The organism is Betaproteobacteria bacterium (assembly GCA_009377585.1).
Lineage (GTDB): Bacteria > Pseudomonadota > Gammaproteobacteria > Burkholderiales > WYBJ01 > WYBJ01.
Genome location: WHTS01000029.1, coordinates 1 through 20,732, shown reverse-complemented (window position 1 = coordinate 20,732; position 20,732 = coordinate 1). Strand labels below are relative to the sequence as shown.

Genomic DNA, 20,732 nt, shown 5'->3' with positions numbered 1-20,732 from the left:
CACCACGCAGGTTCGACAAGGAGAATGCGCGATGAGATTCGAAACGATCGCCGTACACGGCGGCTACTCGCCGGAGCCAACCACCAAGGCGGTCGCGGTGCCGATCTACCAGACCACCTCGTACGCCTTCGACAACACCCAACATGGCGCCGATCTGTTCGACCTCAAGGTGCAGGGCAACATCTACACCCGCATCATGAATCCCACCCAGGACGTGCTGGAGAAGCGGGTGGCGGAGCTGGAAGGCGGCATTGCCGGCCTCGCGCTCGCCTCAGGCCAGGCGGCAGTCACCTACTCGATCATGACCATCGCCGAGGCGGGTGACAACGTCGTGTCGGCTTCCACGCTCTACGGCGGCACCTACAACCTGTTTGCGCATACCCTGCCGCAGTTCGGCATCGAAGCGCGCTTCGCCGACTATCGCGAGCCGGGTGCGTTCGAGCGCCTGATCGACACCAAGACCAAGGCACTGTTCTGCGAATCGATCGGCAACCCACTCGGCAACATCACGGACTTCGAGCGCCTGGCCGAGATCGCGCATCGCCACGGCGTGCCGCTGATCGTCGACAACACCGTTCCCACGCCCTACCTTTGTCGGCCCTTCGACCACGGCGCCGACATCGTGGTGCACTCGCTCACCAAGTACCTCGGCGGCCATGGCAACTCGATCGGCGGCATGATCGTCGATTCGGGCAAGTTTCCCTGGGCGCAGCACAAGGCCAGGTTCCGCCGGCTGAACGAGCCCGACGTCTCCTACCACGGGGTGGTTTATACCGAGGCGCTCGGGCCGGCTGCCTACATTGGCCGGGCGCGCGTGGTGCCTTTGCGCAATACCGGTGCCGCCATCAGTCCGTTCAATGCCTTCCTCGTGTTGCAAGGCGTGGAGACGCTGGCGCTGCGAATGGACCGGATCTGTGCGAACACGCTCGCGGTCGCGCAGTATCTCGAGGCACACCCGAAGGTGACCTGGGTCAACTACGCCGGCCTGCCCGCGCACAGCGATCATCCGCTGGTGCAGAAATATATGGGCGGGCGCGCTTCCGGGATTCTCACCTTCGGTGTGAAAGGCGGGCGCGAGGCCGGCGCGCGCTTCCAGGATGCGCTGAAACTGGTGGTGCGGCTGGTCAATATCGGTGATTGCAAGTCGCTCGCGTGTCACCCGGCTTCGACCACGCACCGGCAGCTTGCGCCTGCGGAGCTGGCGAAAGCCGGCGTCACCGAGGAAACGGTGCGACTCTCGATCGGCATCGAGCACATCGACGACATCGTGGCCGATCTCGATGCAGCGCTGGTTGCGGTATGAACCGACTCACGCCACAGTTCCAATTCTCATCGGCACGCGCCGCCGGCCGAACTGACCTTCGAACTTGCGGTAGCGCCCGGCGATCGCACCGCCGCAATCGGGACAGGTGCCTCTAGCATTGAGCCGATAGTCGCGGATCTCGTACCAGTCGCGCACGATAAGCGCGCTATCGCAGTGCGGGCAATAGGTCGTGCCGCCGTCGCGGTCGTGCACATTGCCCGTGTAGACGTAATGTAAACCCGCGGCGCGGGCGATGTTACGCGCGCGGGTCAGCGTCGCCGCCGGCGTGTGTGCGATGTCGGTCATCTTGTAGTCGGGATGGAACGCGCTGAAGTGCAACGGCACGTCCGGACCCAGCTCGCGCATGATCCATTCGCACTGCGCGCTCAGTTCCGCGTCCGAATCGTTCTTGCCCGGGATCAGCAAGGTCGTGATCTCGAACCAGACCTGGGTTTCCTGCTTGAGATAAACGAGCGTGTCGAGCACCGGTTGCAGGCGCGCGCCGCAGAGCTTGACGTAGAAGTCATCGGTGAACGCCTTCAGGTCGACGTTGGCCGCGTCCATCTGGGCGAAAAACTCGCGCCGCGCTTCGCGTCCGATGTAGCCGGCCGTCACGGCCACCGCCTTTACGTCATGGGCATGACACGCTGTAGCGACATCGAGCGCATACTCGGCGAAGATGACGGGATCGTTGTAAGTGAACGCAACCGATGCGCATCCGGCGTCGCGCGCGGCGCGGGCTATGGCTTGCGGCGACGCCTCGTCGGCCAGCCGGTCCATATCGCGCGACTTGCTGATGTCCCAGTTCTGGCAGAACTTGCACGCCAGGTTGCAGCCGGCGGTGCCGAACGAGAGCACCGAGCTGCCGGGATAGAACTGGTTGAGTGGTTTCTTCTCGATCGGGTCGACGCAAAAGCCGGACGACCGGCCGTAGGTCGTGAGCAGCATTTGATTGCGCAGCCGCATGCGCACGAAACACGCGCCACGCTGGCCTTCGTGCAGCTTGCAGTCGCGCGGACACAGGTCGCACTGCATGCGCCCGTCGGGGAGCAGATGCCAATAGCGCCCGGGATAATCGTGTCCTGCCATATCGTCTCGGTCCATGAATCAGGCGAGATCCTGCTCCCGCCACTTGCTCACGGTGTAACGCGAAAGCCGCATTTCCGGCTCCCAGAAGTCCGGCGGCAGGCCGGCCTTGCGCTTGAGATTCGTCAGGAACGACGCTGGTTCCGGCAGCTGCTCCCAGACTTGCGGCAGGAACGTGCCGCGATGATGGCCGAACTCCAGCACGAGCCCGTCGACGCCGGGGCGCAGGCGCTGCAGCACCTGCGATTCGTCGTCGAGCGGCAGCGCTTCCAGCGCCGAGAGCAACGAAATCTCCACCGAGGTGCGAGCCCATTCCTGCGCGGTCAACGGCTTGAAGCGCGGATCGCGAAACGCTGCCGCCAAGGCGTTCTCGCGCACATCGAGCGCGAGCGACCTGCGCGCTTCGAGCGAGCCGATGCAGCCGCGCAAGGCGTTCTCGCACGTCAGCGTCACGAACGTCGCACCCGGGCGCTCGAGCCACGGTGCCGGTCGATGAACGGACGCCGAAGCGCCGAGCTTTTCGCCGATCGCGGCGCGTGCGATGCCGATCAGCGTCGATCCGGTGCCCGCACCGATGCGCGCCTCGGCAGCGACGGCGAAGGCGCCATAGCCGACCACGCGCTCACGGCCGCCCGCGGTGTCGCCCGAATTGCGCAAGTCGAGCAGCTCGATCGAAAGTCCGCGGCGCTGCGCAACCAAGGTCAAGCCATTGACGGGTGTTCCGCCGCACGCCTGGTCGTGCTCGATGTCGCTGCGCAGCGCGACGATCATGGCGGCGGTCTCGCTGTCGACCGCACGTGCCCGATCGTAGGGCAGGTAGTGGGAGAGGTCGGAGCTGATCACGATCAACGTCTCGTCCCCGCCCCAGAGTGAATCGAGCACCTGGGCGACTTCTTCGGCGGTTGCATCGCCCACGGCGAGCGGCACAAGGGTGAAGTCGTCCAGCACCCGCTGCAGGAACGGCAGGTGAACCTCCAGCGAATGCTCCAGGCGGTGAGCGGCCGGGCTCTCGACAACCTGCGGCAATGCGCGCAGCCGCGTGCATGCGTCCGTGTCGAGCGCGACCCGGCCAAGCGGCGTCTCGAACGCCTCGACGCCCGGCAAGGCCAGGCCCCGGACCGGCACGCGATGCACCGGGCCGAGTAGAACGACGCGGCGAATGCGCGGATGCGCACTCGCATTGCGCGGATGCGCACTCGCATTGCGCGGATGCGCGCTCACATTGCGTGCACGCGCGCCCGCAATGCGCGCATAGGCCGAGGCCGCGACTGGCCCGGAATAGACATAGCCGGCGTGCGGCACGATCAGCGCCTTGGGCGTTGTCGCCTCGGGGCGCGTGGCGACAGCTGCGAGCATCGCATCGATCTCGGCACCCAGGGTGCGGGCCTCGGCGGGATAGAACGTTCCGGCAACGGCCGGTGGTCGGGTGCTGGGCATGGGTTTTCTCGGGTCGATCACTCCAATGGCGGCGACGCGGCCCGATGACAAGGCAGCGCAAGCCGGTGCTACGGCGACCATACGCCCGGAACCACCCGGGGTGCAAGTCACGGCGTCCAGACGCTCGCTCGCGCCGGCATAGCATGAAGCGCACGGTCGTGCCTCGCCCGATCTCACCGCAGATGGCGATGTGGCCGCGCGACGGCTTGACGAAGCCATGCACCCTGGATACACCCAGGCTGTTGCCGCAAGCCCGTTCATTTCCTCGGCCAGGATTGCGATGATGTCGTCGATCGAGACGAGTCCGTGTCAGGCACAGCGCCAGGCCAACGATGACGGTTGCGCCGGGCGCGGGACAAGCCTAAGCTGCGCGTGTCGGAATCGAGTTGCAGGCGCGAATGCGTCACGGACAGCGATTGCGACCGCGGCCATGCGGTTGGCCGGTGTCCGGAAACCGATCGGGCGGCTGCCGCGAAGACGGTAAAGGAGATGACGATGCCAGCGAGAGCAGCTCCGCGCACCGGCGCATCGCGTCGGTCGCTCAAGCGCAGAACCATCGCGGTCGAGCAGGGGCCCACCCGGCTTGGCCTGGCTGCCGAGGAACGCGATCTGGACGATTGGGCGGAAACCGATTCCGACCGCGATCGGCTCGAGGAAGCCGAGATGGAGATACTCCTCACCGGTCGTGCCGCAACGCATGGCAACGAAGCCGAAGACAACTGGCTGATCGCAACCGACGAGCTCAATTGGAGCGAGCGCTGAAGCGGAGCGAGCGCTGAAGCGGAGCGAGTGCTGAAACCCGGATGGATGGTGGTCATTTCGCAATCGTCCCCGCCGCCGGCAGCGGTTCACGTTTCGGTGCAGCGAAACCCAAGCAGTATTCTTCCCTAGCTGGTCGCAGCATGCTCGAGCACGCGGTTCGCGCGCTCGCCGGTCACCCCTCCATCGAATGCACGTTCGTCGTGCTCGCCCCCGGGGATAGCGACTTTGCCGCTTGCGATTGGAATGCGCTGGGCGGCGCCGTCGCACCGTTGTATTGCGGCGGGCCGACCCGGGCGTGCAGCGTATTCAATGCGCTGGTCGCCTTGCGCGACCGCATCCAGCCGCAGGACTGGATCCTGGTGCACGACGCGGCACGGCCGTGCCTCACCCGCGCGGAGCTCGACCGGCTGCTGGGCGAAGCGGATGCGGACGACGTCGGCGGTCTGCTCGCCTTACCGGTCACAGATACGCTGAAATGCGCCGACCCGGCCGATCGGGTCGTATCGACCCAGCCGCGCGACGCGCTGTGGCGTGCGCTTACCCCGCAGATGTTTCGCTACGGCCTGCTGGTCGAGGCGTTGTACAAGACGCGATCGTCCAATCCGACCGACGAGTCGGCTGCGATCGAGGCGCTCGGCCTGCGCCCGCGCCTGGTGCCCGGCGCCGCCACCAACATCAAGGTGACATACCCCGAGGACATCGCGCTCGCCGAGCAGATCCTGGCGAGCCGCGCGGAGGACCGATGCGGATAGGGCAGGGGTTCGACGTGCACGCGCTGGGGAGCGGACGCAAGCTCGTGATCGGTGGCGTCGAAATCGCGCATGACAAAGGCCTCATCGGCCATTCCGATGCGGACGTGCTGGCGCACGCGATCTGCGACGCGCTGCTCGGCGCCGCCGCGCTGGGCGATATCGGCCGCCACTTTCCCGACACCGATCCACGCTACCGCGACGCCGACAGCATGGCGCTGCTCGCCGAGGTGATGCGGCGCGTGCGCGCAAGCGGCTGGGAGGCGCTCAACGTCGATGCGACCATCATCGCGCAGGCGCCGCGCATGGCGCCTCATATTCCGCGCATGGAGCAGCGGCTGCGCGAGTGCATCGGGGGCGAATGCGCCGTGAACGTGAAAGCGAAGACCATGGAGCGGCTCGGCGCGATCGGACGCGGCGAAGGCATCGCAGCCGAAGCGATCGCCTTATTGCGCCCGCTCGCCACGCCCTGATGCCGAGACGCGGGTCGGAATGCGGCCTTCGGACGCGGGAGCTACATCGTTCGGAGGCACCTGATGTGCCCTGATGCCAGCGCCCGGGCCGGAATGCGGTCTGCGGACGCAGAGCCCAGGCTGCGTGCATTCTTCGCGCTCTGGCCGCCCGAAGCGGTTCGAAGCGAGCTCCTCGGCTGGGCGCAAGCCTGCCGCGCGAGCACGGAAGGCCGGCTCGTGCGGCGCGAGAATCTGCACGCAACGCTTGCGTTCCTGGGCGAGATCGATCGCGGCCGCTTACCCGAGCTCGCTGTGCTGGCGCAGGAGATCGTTGCCGAGCGCTTCGAGCTCGTGCTGGATCGCGTCGGCTACTGGCCCCACAACCGGATCGTGTACGCGACGGCCGAATCCATGCCGGCGCCATTGTCCGCGTTGGCGGGGGCACTGGCGCTGCGCCTTGCCGGGGCGGGATTTCGCATCGAGGAGCGCCCTTATTTCGCGCACGTGACGTTGCTGCGCGCGGCGCGCCGGGCGCCAGCCGGTGTTCGCGTTGCGTCCCTGCTATGGCAGGTCGATACCCTCGCGCTGGTGCAATCGGTGCGCAGTGGGGGCCGGCTCGTTTACCAGCCGCTCGAGCGCTGGACGCTTGCCGACTGAGCCGCTATGCTCGCCTGGCAACTCCCGGAGGAAAGCGCTTGGAATATGCGCACGTGTTCATGAACGCTTCGCGCGCGGCGGTTACGCCGTCGGCCGATGCGTTGCTGCTTCCGCACTGGTCCGAGCCGGATTGGATGGCGCTGCTCTCGCGCACGACGTTGCGTCGCGTGGCGGCGAGCGAAATCATCATCGCCCGGGGTACCGAGGAGCGCTGCCTGTATTTCACGGTCGCGGGCGAGTACGAAGTGGGCGGTGCGTACATCGGTGGCATGAGCTTCACGTCGCTCGCCCGCATTCCGACCGGCAGCGTGTTCGGCGAACAATCGTTCTTCGACGGCCTGCCGCGCTCGGCCAACGTCTGGGCGCATGCGACCGGGGAATTGCTCGTCCTGCCGTTCGAAGGCTACGCGGCGCTTGCGGCGGCTGCGCCCGCGCTGGCGCGCGACCTGGCGTTTGCATTGGCTCGCATCCTGTCGCTGCGGCTGCGAAGCACGACGGTGCGCGTGCACTGAACGAAATCAGAGAAAAATGCACCCCTCCAGGTGCCCGGTCAGCTCCTTTTCGCTGATCTTGGTGTAGTCCTTCTCGATCGAATCGCTCACGAGTTGCCGCACATGAGCATCGAGATGCTGATTGATCAGTCCCATGAAATGCGGTGAGGCGACCAGGATCAGGCGCTGATACGCATTTTTCGTGCGTCCGTGGTCCAATTCGCGCGCAACTTGCAGAGCGAAACGCTCGGCCTCGACTTCCTTCGGCGACTTGGCTCCGACCAAGGAGCCGCGCCCGGCATTCGGTCCTTGCTGCTGGCCAGGCCGGTCGGTGGTGAGATCGGCGCCCTTCTCACGGCTGGCTGCATGCTCCAGCGTCTTCAGCCGTGTGAGGCCCTTGTTCGGACCTTCGTTCAGGTAGACGCTTGCTTGCGAGGCGTTGGCGACGAGAATCCAGGTGCGTGCCATTCAGTCCTCCTTTTCCAGGGACGCGGGATGCTTCCCGTGAGACCCGCCACGGTCGGGGGAATTCCTCTCCGGCATTCTCACCCGGGCGGCAGCGGCAAGGTCACACGCGCTTCCAGGCCGCCTCCCGGCCGTGGCAACAACTCGACGCGCCCGCGGTGCAGCGCCGCGATGCGCTGGACGATGGCAAGCCCGAGACCCGACCCGGTGGCGCCGCTACGCGAAGCTTCCATGCGCGTGAACGGCTGCAGCATGCGCTGTGCCTCGCCGGCTGCAATGCCGGGGCCGCGATCGCCCACTGCGACTACGACATTGCCGTCTTCCAGGCGGGTTTCGACCTCCACCGCAGTGCCGGAGTGGCGCAGCGCGTTTTCGATCAGGTTGACGAGCAGGCGCTGGATGGCAGCCGGGCGCAGCGGTATCGGCGGAAGCTCGCTCAGGCGTGCGCTTACGGGTTGTTGCCGGCGCTCGTAGCGCGCCACGACCGAACGCACGATCGCGTTCAGGTCGCCGCCCGGTTCGATGCCCTCGCCGGATTGGTCGCGGGCGAAGTCGAGGAACTGGTCGATGATGGCGTCCATGTCCTCGATATCCTGCACCATGCCGGCTTTCATCGCCGAGTCGTGATCGATGCTCATTTCGACCGCGAGCCGCAGCCGCGACAACGGTGTGCGCAAGTCATGCGATACGCCGGCGAGCAGCAGCGCGCGCTCGGTCTCGGCCTGCTGCAACGCCGCCGTCATGCGGTTGAATGCGCCGGCCAAGGTTCTCAGCTCGGTGGCTCCCGTCTCCGCCATCGGCTGCGGGCGCTCGCCCCCGGCGAGCGCCGCGGCAGCATCGGTCAGAGCGCGCAGAGGCGAGTTGATGCGAGAAACGATGTACCAGGCGCCGAGCATGGCGAGCCATGCCGCCAGCGCGCTCCAGCCGATCCATTCCCAACGGATCGGGCGCTCGATGCGCCCGCGCGGCAACGCGAGCCAGTATTGCTCATCGTCGATGCGAAAGCTGACCAGAAAACTGGAGACGCCCTCCTGCTCGAGCTTGAGCTGCGTGTCGTCGCCCAAATCATCCTGCACCTCGCGCAGGATGATGCGGTTGCGCGCCGAGTCGGGCAGATCGAGCAGCGGTTCTTCGTGGTCGCTCGACGAGTAGACCCGGATGCCCTCGCGCTGCGACAGATCGCGCAGCAGCGGGATTCGCTTATCCGGCGCAGCAGTAATGAGCGCGGCGCGCGTCAGGTTGACGATACTGACGATCCAGCGTGCCGCTGCCTGGGCGCGCGGCTCGCGCTCGGAGAGATCAACTACCGTAATCCACGCGATCAGGCTCACCAGAAGCAGCAGCGTGATCAGGAGAAAGGTGCGCCATAACAGCGAGCGCGGCAACAGGGCAGCGGGCGCGATCATGACGTTCGGCTGCGGCTGCGGGCTGGACTGCTCATCCCTTGGCCGGTTTTTCCTCGCGCTTGCGGCCATCGGGCACGAACACGTAGCCGAATCCCCAGACCGTCTGGATGAACGCGGGGCGGGCTGGATCGGGCTCGATCAGGCGCCGCAGCCGCGAGATCTGCACGTCGATCGAACGGTCGAACGCCTCGAATTCGCGTCCGCGCGCGAGCTCCATCAGCTTGTCCCGCGACAACGGCTCGCGCGGATGGGTCGCCAGCACCTTCAGCAGCGCGAACTCGCCGGTCGTGAGCGGCACTTCCTCCTTGCCGCGCGTGAGCGTGCGCGTGCCGAGATCGAGTGTGAAGGCGCCGAAGCTCACCGCCTGCTCCTCCAGCGCCGGCGCCCCGGGCGGGGGCGGCGGTTGGCGCCGGCGCAGCACCGCGTGGATTCTCGCCACCAGCTCGCGCGGGTTGAAAGGCTTGGGCAGATAGTCGTCGGCGCCCATTTCGAGCCCGACGATGCGATCGACCTCGTCGCCCTTGGCGGTCAGCATGATGATCGGAACCGTATTGCCGGCTCCGCGCAGGCGCCGGCAGGCCGCCAGGCCGTCTTCGTTCGGAAGCATCAGATCGAGCACCAGCAGATCGAACAGCTCGCGATTGAGCAGCCGATCCATCGCGCCCGCGTCGGGCGCGGTCTGGACCGCGAAACCCTGTTCGCTCAGGTACCGATGCAGCAGGTCGCGCAACCTCAGATCGTCGTCGATGACCAGGATCTTGGTTCTTTTTTCCGTCATGCTCGTCCGCCTTCGCTCCTTAGCCCCGCCGCCGCGGTTTTCGATGACGCAGAATACGCGCCGGACTGCGGCGCGGCGCGAGCGCGCTGTAACAGTTTATTGCATGGCTTTGCGGGCTAACAAACTGTTACAGACCGATTGCGGCCGAACCGCTGCATTCGGCGCAGTATGCAGTATGCTCGGCATCGCCGGTTGCAACCATCCGTCCATGACAAATTCCTACGCCACATCCGATGTCGCCGCGCCGAGCTCCGGCGTTGCCTATAATGAGCGCGCACGAATTCCCCATGGCGTGGCGCGTACGAGCACGAAGGAGCCGGCATCACGAGCCAGTGCCGAACCGCCCGCACGTTGCGCCGATGGCGGAGCACGGGCGAGCACGAGGGAGTCGGTCATGTGGCGATGGATGGCAATCGCTGCGCTTGCCTGGTGCATCGGGCTGCCCGCGGCGCAGGCGCAACCCGCTGATCGCGACGATCCGCTCGTCGTGGCCCAGCGCGACAGGGACCGTGATGCTCAGCGCCGCGACAATCGCCGGGACAACCGTCGGGGCGAGCAGCGCGAGCGCCGCCGCGAAGCGGATCGCCAGCAACGCGAGTCGCTGACCCCGGACGAGCACCGCGAGCTCAATCGCGATCTGCAGCGCGCGAATCGCGAGATCTATCGCCAGGGCCGGGAAAGGCGCTGAGAGGCGTCCCATGCGCGCACAGCGATTCGGCATGGGAGGCAGACTCGGGCAGATCGCGCTGGCCGGGTTCCATCGGGCGAGCCGAGATCGGCGTGAACCTCGAATGGTGAGCAGGCTCGGGCAGATCGCGATGGCCGTCATCGGCATGCTGCTGGCGATCGCGGCCAGTGCGCAGCCATCGATGCCGATGGGCCCCGAGGAGGCGCGCCACCTGTTGCTGCGGACGAGCTTTCATGCTGCGCCCGGCGAGGTTCGGGCGCTTGCCGGGCTCACTCGCAGCGAAGCCGTGGATTGGCTGCTGGACAGCGCGCGAACGGCGCCCAGCACGCACCCGAGCCCTGAGCTCGACCGCTGGACGCCGCGCTCGGAGCTGCGCGCCATGAGCCCGCAGGACCGGCGCGCCCGGTTGCGGCACACGATCGAGCAGGGCCAGGCGCTGCGCGGATGGTGGTTCGGCGAAATGCTTGCCACACCCTCGTCCTTCACCGAGCGCATGACGCTTTTCTGGCACAACCACTTCGTCTCCAGCTTGCGCAAAGTGCGCCCGACGCGTCTCATGTATCGACAGAACCTGCTGCTGCGCCGCCACGCGCTCGGCAGCTTCCGCGACATGCTGCATGCCGTCGCGCGCGATCCGGCGATGATCCTGTACCTGGACAACGCCTCGAACCGCAAGGGCAAGCCCAACGAGAACTTCGCCCGCGAGGTGATGGAGCTGTTCACGCTCGGCGAAGGCAACTACAGCGAGCAGGACGTGAAGGAAGCCGCGCGCGCTTTTACCGGCTGGGGGATCGACGGTGAGACCGGCGCGTTCCGGTTCCGGCCCGCCTTGCATGACGGCGGGGTGAAGACGATTCTCGGCCGCAGCGGCGCCTTCGACGGCGACGAAGTGCTCGATATCCTGCTTGCGCAACCGCAAACGGCCGAGTCGATCGTGCGCAAGCTTTGGCGCGAGTTCGTCTCGCCCGATCCCGATCCGGACGAGATCCGTCGCCTGGCCGACATATTCCGCCGTACAGGCTACGACGTCCGCGCGGCGATGCGGGCGTTGCTGACCTCGGAGGCGTTCTTCGCAGAAGCCAATCGCGCAACCCTGGTGAAGTCGCCCGTGGAGCTGCTGGTCGGAACATTGCGGCAATTTCGCTTCGATGTCGGCGACGTGTATCCCTTCGTCGTCATCAGCCGTCAGCTCGGGCAGGATCTGATGGCGCCACCCAATGTGAAAGGCTGGCCCGGCGGCGAAGCTTGGATCAACGCCGGCACGCTGCTCGCGCGCAAGCAGATCATGGAGCGGCTGTTTCGGAATGGCGAACGCAGCCCTTCGGCTGCGACGGCAACACCGGCGGCGATGGCCGGAAATTCGATGGCCGGAAATTCGATGACTGGCAATGCGATGGCCGGAAATGCGATGGCCGGAAATGCGATGGCCGGAAATGCGATGGCCGGAAATGCGAATGCGATGGCCGCGCCCGCGCCCACCCGTTACCAGAAAGCGATGCGATCGGTCCGGTTCGACCCGGCGCGTTGGGCGTCGCAGCTCGAGCGCGGCACGGTGGACGAGATCGAAGCGGCGATGCTGCCCGCGCGACCGCTGAATCCCGTCACGCGCGCGCCGGACCAGCTGGCCTTGGTGCGCCAGCTGGCGCTCGATCCTGTCTATCAACTGAAGTAGCGGTGAGAATGCGAGGCTGCCATGGATAGACGCGAATTCGTAAGAACGCTCGGCGCATTACCGCTCGCGCTCTCGTTGCCGGCTTACGGGGATGCGCCGGCTTCGACGTATCGGCAGCTGCTGGTGCTGATCGAGCTCAAAGGCGGCAACGACGGACTCAATACGCTCGTGCCGTACGCCGACGAGAACTACTATGCGCTGCGCCCGCGCTTGGCCATCGCGCGCGACCAGGTACTGCAGCTCGACGAGCGCAGCGGCTTGCATCCCGCGCTGAAGCCGCTGCTGCCGTTGTGGCAATCCGGCGAGCTCGCGATCGTGCAGGGGATCGGCTATCCCGGGCCGAACCTGTCGCACTTCCGCTCGATCGAGATCTGGGACACGGCGTCGAAGTCCGACCAGTATCTCGACGAAGGCTGGTTGAGCCGCACGTTCCGGCAAGCGCCCGCGCCGCGCGAGTTCGCGGCTGACGGCGTGGTGGTCGGCGGCCACGACCTCGGCCCTCTCGCAGGTTCGACCGCGCGCGTGATTGCGCTGGCAAGCACCGAGCGGTTCCTGCGCCAGGCGCGGCTCGCGACGCCCGCCGAGCATGCGAGCAACGCCGCACTTCGTCACATCCTGCGGGTGGAGCGCGATATCGTGCAGGCGGCGGCGCGTTTCGACACCGGTCATGCGTTTCAAACGCAATTCCCGCGCACCGGATTCGGCAATGGCGTTCGCACCGCAGCCCAGGTCATTGCGGCGCGCGCGGGCGTTGCGGCGGTCAAGCTTTCGCTCAACGGGTTCGATACGCACAGCAACCAGGCCGGCGTGCACGCACGGCTGCTGCAGACGTTCGCCGATGGCATGGCGGCGCTGAAGCAGGCGCTGGTCGAGCTGGGTCGCTGGGACGACGCGCTCGTGATGACCTATGCCGAGTTCGGACGCCGGCCGCGGCAGAACGCAAGCGGCGGCACCGATCACGGGACTGCCTCCGTGCATTTCCTCGCCGGCGGCCGCGTCAGCGGCGGACTGTATGGCGCGGCGCCTGCGCTCGACCGGCTGGACGGAACCGGCAATCTGCCATTCGCCGTCGATTTCCGCGAGCTCTATGCCACCGTGCTCGAGCGCTGGTGGGGCATCGATTCGTATGGACCGCTCGGGGGGAGATTTCGGCCGCTGGATGTGATTCGCACTTGAGTGCGACACCCTCCGCGGGGCTCAGGCCGCGCAGGCGATCGCCGCGAGGCAGGCGCCGGAATTGGCCGCTACCAAGGTTTGTCTCACAAGGCGGCGGAGAACGTGGCACCGAGTGCAACGCCGATATCGAGACCGCCGCCTCCACCGATGCTTACGGCAAGACCGTCGAATTCGTAGTCGCAGATCCACGACTCGCGCAGGCTGGGGCGGTGCAGGCTCGGCGTGAAGGAGGCGGTAACCGACACGGTGGCATTGACACCGCCGCCCGCGCCCGTTTCGACGCCCCAACTGACCCCAGATGCCGGCCTGCCCGCTGAAACCGAGAGCTGCAGCGCAATCTCCGCTTCTGCAACCGCTCCGACGCAGACCGAATATTGCTGGAAGTAACAGCCTAAAGCGCAATGGCGCAGCCCGGATATACCGGTCGTCATGCCGCCGCCGACTCCTGCGCCGCCCTCGACCTGCATGGCCAGGCCAATGGTAAACGGACCCGTACGGCGTTCGATCCACGACAGGAACGGGTACGGCGTAGCGAATATTTCCGTGACCTTGTCCCAGGCTTGTGTTCCGTTGATCCGTCGCGCTCGGGCGGGCTGGAGCACGTCGGTGCGAAGCCGGGGGAGCCTGTCCTTGCTGCTGCACAGCTCCATCGCTTCGGCAAGCGCGGACACGATGTGCCGACGCTTGTCGATCTCCTCCTCGGCTCGTTGCTTCACCTCTTGCACGAAATCCTCGATGTCCTCGCCGTTGCTCAGACGGTCCTGCAAATAGTGCTGAAAGGCCACCGCGACCGGGGAGGCACCGATCGGGAGGCGTTGAAACTTGTGCAAGCCAGCTTGAGCGCGCGAGCGCGCGGCGCTGATTACGGCCGAGTCGGTGATTTTCGGCTTTTGCCGTATCGCCGTCTTCGCCTTGTTTGCGATGCCGGCAATGTTCTGCCTGGGGTGCAGCGGATGCATCGTCCTTCTCCCTTCGGGCGGTTCGCTGGGCGAATGCTATTGTTCTATCGCGCAAATGCTACCAAGTCAATCGCACCCTTCAACGCGCGGAGCGTCTTCGAGCCGCCGCTTCGCGCTGTCCTCTGCTCTTGGCTTGGTACGTCGCTGCCGGCTCATGAGCCTTGTGCCGGGTCGGAGACTGCAGGCGTTCTCGCAGCCAGGCCGCAAACTCCCGCTCGGAGTGCTTGCCTTCGGCAAGCGCCATCATGGCGACGTATTTCTCTTCGTCGGCCGCGACGACATCGGCTCCGTTGAGGACGAGAAACGTCCGATAGGCAACGTGCGCCGTACGCTTGTTGCCATCGACGAACGCGTGGTTGCGTGCCAGCCCGTATGCAAGCGCTGCAGCCAGATTCGCGAGATCCGGTTCAGGGTCTCCGTATGCGGCCCGTTGCTGCGGTCGAGCAAGCGCCGATTCGAGAAGTGCTTCGTCGCGTATCCCGTGGCTCCCGCCGTGCTCCGCGACTTGCCGGGCGTGGATCGCCAGCAGCAGATCTTTCTGCAACCAGACGGTCATGACGATTGACCTACTTGGCCAGTTTGCGGAGTACGTTGCGGTCCTTGCGCATGATGCGCTCCGCAACCTCCATCTGCTCCGCGAGCTTCGGATCGAACGGGCTCAGCTTGATGCCGTCGGACAGCTCGGTCGCATAAAGCTCGTCGCCCTTGCCGACGCGCAGCCGCGCAAGCAGCTCTTTTGGCAGGACAATTCCCGCGGAATTGCCTACGGTCGTGATCTTGATCTTCATTGCGGCACCTCCGCGGGCGATTATAACGTTTGTTATACGTGGGCGTTTCGGCCCGAATTGAATCAGGAGCGCGACTTTCGCGGTGAAGCCCGCTCACATGTGTCACCCGATCGCTCGTCTTTTACACTTCCGGGTGAATCGCAAATGGGCTCGCTCGGAAGGCAACATGGTGAACCAGACGGAAGGCAAACAAGAGGGGACTTTCACGACAGCCGGCGCGACGCCGCTGCCGGCATACGACGCAGCCGACCTGGCATCACGGGATCCCGATGCACTGATCGACCTGCTGATCCAGAACGAGGACCGGGCGCCCCGCGCACTCATCGACGAGTGCGCCGCACGCGGCGAAGCGATGGTCGAGCGCCTCGCCACGTTGATCGCCCCGGATCGGCGATGGAGCGATCCGGGCACGAACGGAGAATGGTGGCTGCAGCTGCACGCGGTCATGATTCTCGGGCTCATGGAAGGCGAGCGAGCCGGCCGGCTGCTCGTATCGTTCATGCGCCGGATGGAACGGGCGAACGACGAAGACATCCAGGATTGGCTCGCAGGACACTGGCCGATCTTCTTCCGCAAAAAGCCCGAATCGCTGCTATCGGCGCTGCGTGAGCTTGGGCATGACCGTGGTGTCGACTGGTACATGCGCAGCCAGGCGGTTGGCTCGGTTCTGGCCATGGCCGAACGCGGCGGCGCAGATGCGCTCGATGCTGCGCTGGACTGGGTGGCAGGCATTGCCGCCGATGAGTCTGACGACTGGGACATGCGCCTAGCAACGGGCAACCGTCTGCTCGATTTCCCGCGCGAGCGCTACCGCCCGCTCCTGCGTAACTTGGCGAAGCAACAAGCCGGTCCGGCAGTGTTCTTCACCGGGAAGGAGGTGACCGAAGCCTACGGGTCTGCCAAGGATCGTCCCGAGTGGCACGAGCGCAACGATCCATGGGAATTCTACGAGCCGTCCGCCATCGTCGAGCGCCAGAAACGCTGGGCGCGCGAGGAAGACGAGGCTGACGAGGACGATCTCGGCGAGCCGGTGCTGCCCTTCGTGCGCGAAGGTCCGAAGGTCGGACGCAACGATCCTTGCCCCTGCGGCAGCGGAAAGAAGTACAAGAAATGCTGTCTGGGTAAGGACGGCTGAGCTCGGTTATCGACCCGCCCGATTCCATTCGCGGCCAGACGCGTACGGAAGTCGTGACGCCAAATCCCTTCGGCAGGCTCATCTGGTGAGCCTCTCGATCCGCATAATGCGAGCAATGACCGATGCATGGCAATCGGTCTACAATTTGCGGCAGGGAGGAACTATGCAGCGCCGTATGCTGGACGCGTGCTCCGACGAGCCCGTGCCGGACGCATCGATGCATGCGCCATGTTTCCGGGGCGCGCCGCTTGGTGTTTTCACCCCCTCGTCTGTTGGGATCATCGCGAACGACGTGACCGACCCCGCGTGCTTTCCGGACGGCTCTGGCTTTCCGGCGCGATGATTCGAACGCGCGTAGCCTTGCCGTCGGCACTCGCTGCAATATCTCTCGGCGAGGATGGCACGCGCCAGTTCAAGCGGGACGTGCACAACGGCAATTCGCTGGCCTCCGAGATGGTCGCGTTCGCCAATTCCGAGGGCGGCACGATTTTCATCGGCGTAGCCGACGACGGCGTGGCGCCCGGTCTTTCGCGCGACGACGTGAGGCGCCTTAATCAGCTCATCGGCAATGCCGCCAGCCACGCGGTGCGCAGCCCTATCACGGTACAGACTCGGAACGTGCCACTCGGCAACGGCCGCCTCGTGATCATGCTCACCGTTCCCAAGGGGATCGACAAGCCGTACTTCGACCGCAACGGCGTGATCTGGCTCAAAGCAGGAGCGGACAAGCGGCGGGTGAATTCGAAGGAGGAATTGCGGCGCCTATTCCAAACGAGCGACCAGTTCCATGCCGATGAGCTTCCGACGCGGGCCGGACTCGATGCGCTGGACAAGTTGCGCTTTCGCGACTTTCTACGCGACGTGTACGGCCGCGCATTCCCGGCTGCTTCGGCCGAGCGGCGAAAACTTCTGAGGAATATGAAGCTCGCCACCGGCGATGGCGTCCTGAACCTGGCAGGCCTGCTGCTTTTCGGCGAGCAGCCGGAGCGCTTCAAGCCGCAGTTCGTCGTCAAGGCGGTGAAGTATCCCGGAAACGACATACATACCACGAGCTACGACGACACCGAGGATTTCAGTGGGCCGATGCGCCGGGTCTTCGATGATGCGCTTGCCTTCGTGCTGCGCAATCTCCACAAGATCCAGGCGGGGCGTGGCGTCAACGATCCGGGCTTACCCGAGATCCCGCCCGTCGTGTTCGAGGAATTGTTGGTAAACGCACTGGTGCACCGGGACTATCTCATCAGTGCGCCGATTCGCCTCTTCGTGTTCAACAATCGCATCGAGATCATCAGCCCCGGCTATCTGCCGAACAACCTGACGGTCGACAATATTCGCGCGGGCAACTCCAACCTGCGCAATCCGATCCTCGCGAGTTACGTGGCCAAAGGGCTTCTGCCTTATCGCGGGCTCGGCTCCGGTGTGCCCCGAGCACTTGAATCCTGGCCTGAAATCGAATTCCTGGACGACCGGGATGGGTGCCTTTTCGTCGCGACGGTTCGGAGAAGAGCACCTGTTCCTCCAGAGCCAGCGTCGGGCCGCGTTGGAGCGGCGGAGAAAACTAGGGAGAAAACTAGGGAGAAAATCGTGGAGCTGCTTCGGGCAAACCCGGCAATCGCCACAGTCGAGTTGGCGAAGGGCGCGGCCATTACACCCAAGGGTGCCGAGTGGCACATCCGGCGACTGAAGGAAGACGGCCGTCTGCGCCGGATCGGTCCGGACAAGGGCGGGCGGTGGGAGGTACGACCCTGATGGTGCTCTCGCATGACCCCATTGGAGGCCAATGAGTTCTTTGGAAGGTCCTTTCGGCTAGCGGATGAGTGAGGGCGTATGGCAGCGAGCAGTAGATATCTCTACGGCAGGCAAACGACGGAGGTGCAGTCAGCAGCGGGCGTGCGAGGCGTGCTGATCCGCACGTTCGACGGCGCCACGATGTTCCGGGTCTACCACGACCGTGAGCACTTCACCGACTACGAGATCAGGCACGACGACCTATCCGTCACCATCGCTGCGGATGAGTTGGCAGCATTCTACAAACTCAACGGGCGCGACGTGCTCGATCACAGTCCGGAGGTGCTGGGCCTGGAAGTAATCAGGAACTCATCGGCCTGACATGCTGAAGTGGATCGGAAAATTGCTTACGCTCTTAGGCAGTAGCGCGCGACAAGAGAAGCTTGAGCCTCCTTCCATGGGCGCCCACAATGCCGCCCGTGGACTGGAAACAGGCAATCGAGCGCTGGCGCAGCCTCCCGGAGGCAGCACGGACCCGCATGCGGCGCGACCGCATTCCTCTCAACGTGGCCGAGAGCATGGCCTTGGAGGGCGAACCCGTGGATCTGGAGACGATGAAGGCGGAGCTCATGCGCCTCGACACGCTGGCCGATACGTCGAGACCCGCCTCGGAATCCTGAGCTATACCGAGCTCGCACCGCACCTGGCGCGCAGGGTCCTTGCCCTGGAACGCCGCCTCGAGGATGGCGAATTTCCTAAGGCCAGCCTCGACGACGCGTTACTGCGTCAATTTCATCGGCTGATCTGCGGCGATCTCGTGCCGCAGAGCGCCGGCTGGCGGCGCACGAACGTGATCGTCGGCGACACCAGCCGCCTGATTTTTTCAGGGTACCGACGCTTGCTCGCGAGTTGCGCGAGATTCTGCGGCGGCTCGACCTTGCGCCTGTGCGGCTTGCGCCAACGGCTGAGCCTGACAGGACCGAGTATTGATTGTGTTACGCGCTGCCGATCGGAACGACTTGCCGTTGCTTATGGATGTCTGGGGAGAGCGGTTTGAAGAAGGGGAAACGGAAGTGAGCGGCGATCTTCCCCGCACCGAGATATGCCAGGTACGCGAGCGCCGTCCAAGATTGAGAAGCGTGGAGGAGCGATGAGCCACACAGAACTTGGGTTCGCCCACCCGGCCATATCTCGACGCGACTCGTGTCGCCGACCAACGCAACTGGAAGCCAGTGATGACGATCAGGCATGAACAATTGGAGGCTGGCAAGTTCTTCACGAGTTCCTTCCTCGCGCTGACGGGATATCCGCCGATGCCGTGGCAGGCACGTCTGTTTGGTACACATTTCGTATCTGGCAGTTTGCCCGAGGCAGTCAGTATCCCGACCGGCCTGGGTAAGACAGCGGTCATGGCTGTTTGGCTCATCGGCTTTGCATGGCAGATGCGAAATCAAGCAGCGCCCAGTCTCCCAAGGCGCCTGGTCTATGTCGTTGACCGAAGGGCCGTAGTGGACCAGTCCACGATCTTCGCTGAAAAGCTGCGTGAAGCCTTGGCGACACCGGCAGCGAATGAACTGCGCACCGCCCTTGGCTTCACCGAAGATCAGAAGCTTGCCATCTCCACCTTGCGCGGTCAGTTCGTGGACAATCGCGAGTGGCTGGAAAACCCCAGCCGACCCGCGATCATCGTTGGCACTGTGGACATGATCGGCTCACGGCTGCTGTTCGAAGGCTACGGGGTGAGCCGTAGGATGCGACCCTATCACGCGGGCCTCTTAGGTGCCGACTCGCTGGTCATGCTAGACGAAGCGCATCTTGTGCCGCCTTTTGAGGCGCTGCTGGCCACGATTGCGAGCGGGCCGCATGTTTACGGTGCACACACCAAGGAGGATCGCAAGCGAATTCCGGAATTTAAGGTGCTCCCGTTGTCGGCCACCAACCGCAACTCGGGCGCAGATGTGTTCGCGCTGGAAGCGCAGGATTACGACGATCCTGCCGACGAAGGGGCCAAGCGAACGCGGAAGAGACTAGATGCCGTCAAGCGCTTGCGCATCGAAACGGCCGGCACCAGAAACTTGCCTCAGGCGATTGCGGAGCGGGCGTGGGAAGTTTCCGGCGAGGGTGTGAACGACGTGCGGTGTCTGATCTATTGCGACAGGCGCGATGATGCACAGAGAGCTTTTGACGATCTCCTAGACCGGCTTATCAGGCGCGCAAAGACGGAAATGAGGAAGGCCAAGGGAGAGAGCAAGGAGCAGCACGAAGTTCGTGTATCTGTAGCAGTTCAAGAGCGTATCGAGCTGTTCGTCGGCGCGCGGCGAGTCTGCGAGCGCCAGCAGGCGCAGAAGCGGCTTGAAGCGCTTGGCTTTCTTGCCGACTCAAAGTCGAATCTCGGCTCGGCGACGTATCTGGTGGCGACCTCTGCCGGTGAAGTCGGCGTGGATCTCGACGCCGATCACCTTGTCTGCGACCTGGTTGCCTGGGAGCGCATGGTGCAGCGCTTCGGACGAGTAAATCGGCGCGGTAGGGTTTCGGCTGACATCCTTATCGTTGCTCCGCCACCAGAAGCACCCAAGACCAAGCTGCCCGATAAGCTGCAAATCGCGGCACTCTCTGATCCGTCGAAGCCCGTCAAGCCCAAGAAGCCTGGCAAGAAGGCGACGACTGAAGAGTACGGTGCTTACTCTCAGGCAATCTCCCGATTCAACCGAGAGGAAGCCGATTACAAGGAAGCTTTGAAGCTATTCAAAGACAAGCAGAAGAGGCAGCAGAAGGCGGAGGACAACTACCAGGAAGCGCTTGCGAAGTATCGCGAGGACTGGGCGCCAACCATTCTCTACAAAGAGCGGATTTCTCTGCTAGAGCGCCTCAATGGTGATGCCAGTCCACGAGCGCTTCTTAACCTCCTCGCCAATACGGTTGCCGATACCGGTTTCGCGCACGCAATACAGGCGTGTAGCACGGCAGTCCCTTTGCGGCCAGCGCTTTCGCGCCCGCTAG

At 64.8% G+C, this 20,732-nt stretch carries 21 protein-coding genes and 1 pseudogene; 14 read left to right on the top strand and 8 right to left on the bottom strand.

Translation table 11 applies throughout. The features are described from left to right. Positions 1-31: 31 nt before the first annotated feature. On the top strand, positions 32-1,303 hold the full coding sequence (locus GEV05_11800) for an aminotransferase class I/II-fold pyridoxal phosphate-dependent enzyme (protein ID MPZ44068.1): 1,272 nt from the start codon (positions 32-34) through the stop codon (positions 1,301-1,303). A 6-nt stretch (positions 1,304-1,309) separates the two neighbouring features. On the opposite strand, the gene amrS is transcribed toward GEV05_11800, so the two are convergent. Continuing rightward, positions 1,310-2,392 carry an AmmeMemoRadiSam system radical SAM enzyme gene (amrS, locus tag GEV05_11795; protein MPZ44067.1) on the bottom strand — a complete coding sequence of 361 codons (1,083 nt, stop codon included), beginning with the start codon at positions 2,390-2,392 and terminating at the stop codon, positions 1,310-1,312. An 18-nt stretch (positions 2,393-2,410) separates the two neighbouring features. Next, entirely contained in the window at positions 2,411-3,826 is a 1,416-nt protein-coding gene (gene amrB, locus GEV05_11790) for an AmmeMemoRadiSam system protein B (protein MPZ44066.1), read from the bottom strand. A gap of 495 nt (positions 3,827-4,321) precedes the next feature. Between amrB and GEV05_11785 the strand changes: the two genes are divergently transcribed. The 5 genes from GEV05_11785 (at position 4,322) to GEV05_11765 (ending at position 6,958) form a co-directional block, all read left to right on the top strand. Then, positions 4,322-4,588 carry a hypothetical protein gene (locus tag GEV05_11785; protein ID MPZ44065.1) on the top strand — a complete coding sequence of 89 codons (267 nt, stop codon included), beginning with the start codon at positions 4,322-4,324 and terminating at the stop codon, positions 4,586-4,588. Between the two features lie 41 nt (positions 4,589-4,629). Continuing rightward, positions 4,630-5,340 (top strand): 2-C-methyl-D-erythritol 4-phosphate cytidylyltransferase, encoded by a 711-nt coding sequence (locus GEV05_11780; protein MPZ44064.1) that lies wholly within the window; start codon positions 4,630-4,632, stop codon positions 5,338-5,340. Continuing rightward, positions 5,331-5,810, top strand: coding sequence for a 2-C-methyl-D-erythritol 2,4-cyclodiphosphate synthase (locus GEV05_11775; GenBank protein MPZ44063.1), 480 nt, complete (start codon positions 5,331-5,333; stop codon positions 5,808-5,810). The genes GEV05_11780 and GEV05_11775 overlap by 10 nt, the downstream gene beginning before the upstream one ends. Positions 5,811-5,873: 63 nt before the next feature. Next, entirely contained in the window at positions 5,874-6,446 is a 573-nt protein-coding gene (thpR, locus tag GEV05_11770) for an RNA 2',3'-cyclic phosphodiesterase (GenBank protein MPZ44062.1), read from the top strand. Further along, positions 6,353-6,958, top strand: coding sequence for a cyclic nucleotide-binding domain-containing protein (locus GEV05_11765; protein MPZ44061.1), 606 nt, complete (start codon positions 6,353-6,355; stop codon positions 6,956-6,958). The genes thpR and GEV05_11765 overlap by 94 nt, the downstream gene beginning before the upstream one ends. Before the next feature lie 6 nt (positions 6,959-6,964). Here GEV05_11765 and GEV05_11760 read toward each other — a convergent pair whose 3' ends face one another. The 3 genes from GEV05_11760 to ompR form a co-directional block, all read right to left on the bottom strand. Continuing rightward, positions 6,965-7,405: a host attachment protein gene (locus GEV05_11760; GenBank protein ID MPZ44060.1), complete on the bottom strand. Its 441-nt coding sequence runs from the start codon at positions 7,403-7,405 to the stop codon at positions 6,965-6,967. A 77-nt stretch (positions 7,406-7,482) separates the two neighbouring features. Continuing rightward, positions 7,483-8,808 carry a HAMP domain-containing protein gene (locus GEV05_11755; protein ID MPZ44059.1) on the bottom strand — a complete coding sequence of 442 codons (1,326 nt, stop codon included), beginning with the start codon at positions 8,806-8,808 and terminating at the stop codon, positions 7,483-7,485. A gap of 31 nt (positions 8,809-8,839) precedes the next feature. Continuing rightward, positions 8,840-9,586: a two-component system response regulator OmpR gene (gene ompR, locus GEV05_11750; GenBank protein ID MPZ44058.1), complete on the bottom strand. Its 747-nt coding sequence runs from the start codon at positions 9,584-9,586 to the stop codon at positions 8,840-8,842. Positions 9,587-9,980: 394 nt separating this feature from the next. Here ompR and GEV05_11745 point away from each other — a divergent pair, with 394 nt between their 5' ends. The 3 genes from GEV05_11745 to GEV05_11735 all read left to right on the top strand — a co-directional run bounded on the left by GEV05_11745 (position 9,981) and on the right by GEV05_11735 (position 13,122). Next, entirely contained in the window at positions 9,981-10,274 is a 294-nt protein-coding gene (locus tag GEV05_11745) for a hypothetical protein (protein MPZ44057.1), read from the top strand. A gap of 103 nt (positions 10,275-10,377) precedes the next feature. Further along, entirely contained in the window at positions 10,378-11,946 is a 1,569-nt protein-coding gene (locus GEV05_11740; GenBank protein MPZ44056.1) for a DUF1800 family protein, read from the top strand. Positions 11,947-11,967: 21 nt separating this feature from the next. Next, a complete protein-coding gene (locus GEV05_11735) occupies positions 11,968-13,122 on the top strand; it encodes a DUF1501 domain-containing protein (GenBank protein MPZ44055.1) in 1,155 nt (384 codons plus the stop codon). Between the two features lie 83 nt (positions 13,123-13,205). Here the strand turns inward: GEV05_11735 and GEV05_11730 are convergent, their stop codons facing one another. From GEV05_11730 to GEV05_11720, 3 genes are all read right to left on the bottom strand, one after another. Continuing rightward, positions 13,206-14,081 (bottom strand): hypothetical protein, encoded by an 876-nt coding sequence (locus GEV05_11730; GenBank protein MPZ44054.1) that lies wholly within the window; start codon positions 14,079-14,081, stop codon positions 13,206-13,208. A gap of 79 nt (positions 14,082-14,160) precedes the next feature. After that, positions 14,161-14,637, bottom strand: a complete 477-nt coding sequence (locus GEV05_11725) for a type II toxin-antitoxin system death-on-curing family toxin (GenBank protein MPZ44053.1) — start codon at positions 14,635-14,637, stop codon at positions 14,161-14,163. Positions 14,638-14,647: 10 nt separating this feature from the next. Further along, on the bottom strand, positions 14,648-14,869 hold the full coding sequence (locus GEV05_11720; GenBank protein ID MPZ44052.1) for an AbrB/MazE/SpoVT family DNA-binding domain-containing protein: 222 nt from the start codon (positions 14,867-14,869) through the stop codon (positions 14,648-14,650). 1,039 nt (positions 14,870-15,908) lie between these two features. On the opposite strand from GEV05_11720, the pseudogene GEV05_11715 reads away from it, so the two are divergent. The 5 genes and pseudogenes from GEV05_11715 to cas3u all read left to right on the top strand — a co-directional run. Beyond that, positions 15,909-16,004, top strand: a pseudogene (locus tag GEV05_11715) (hypothetical protein). Between the two features lie 339 nt (positions 16,005-16,343). Then, complete coding sequence (locus tag GEV05_11710) at positions 16,344-17,753, top strand: winged helix-turn-helix transcriptional regulator (protein ID MPZ44051.1); 1,410 nt, start codon at positions 16,344-16,346, stop codon at positions 17,751-17,753. A 78-nt stretch (positions 17,754-17,831) separates the two neighbouring features. Continuing rightward, a complete protein-coding gene (locus GEV05_11705) occupies positions 17,832-18,113 on the top strand; it encodes a hypothetical protein (protein ID MPZ44050.1) in 282 nt (93 codons plus the stop codon). Between the two features lie 89 nt (positions 18,114-18,202). After that, positions 18,203-18,412, top strand: a complete 210-nt coding sequence (locus GEV05_11700; protein MPZ44049.1) for a hypothetical protein — start codon at positions 18,203-18,205, stop codon at positions 18,410-18,412. Between the two features lie 555 nt (positions 18,413-18,967). Then, positions 18,968-20,732, top strand: a 1,765-nt coding sequence (gene cas3u, locus GEV05_11695; protein ID MPZ44048.1) for a type I-U CRISPR-associated helicase/endonuclease Cas3, incomplete at its 3' end; no start/stop codon positions are given.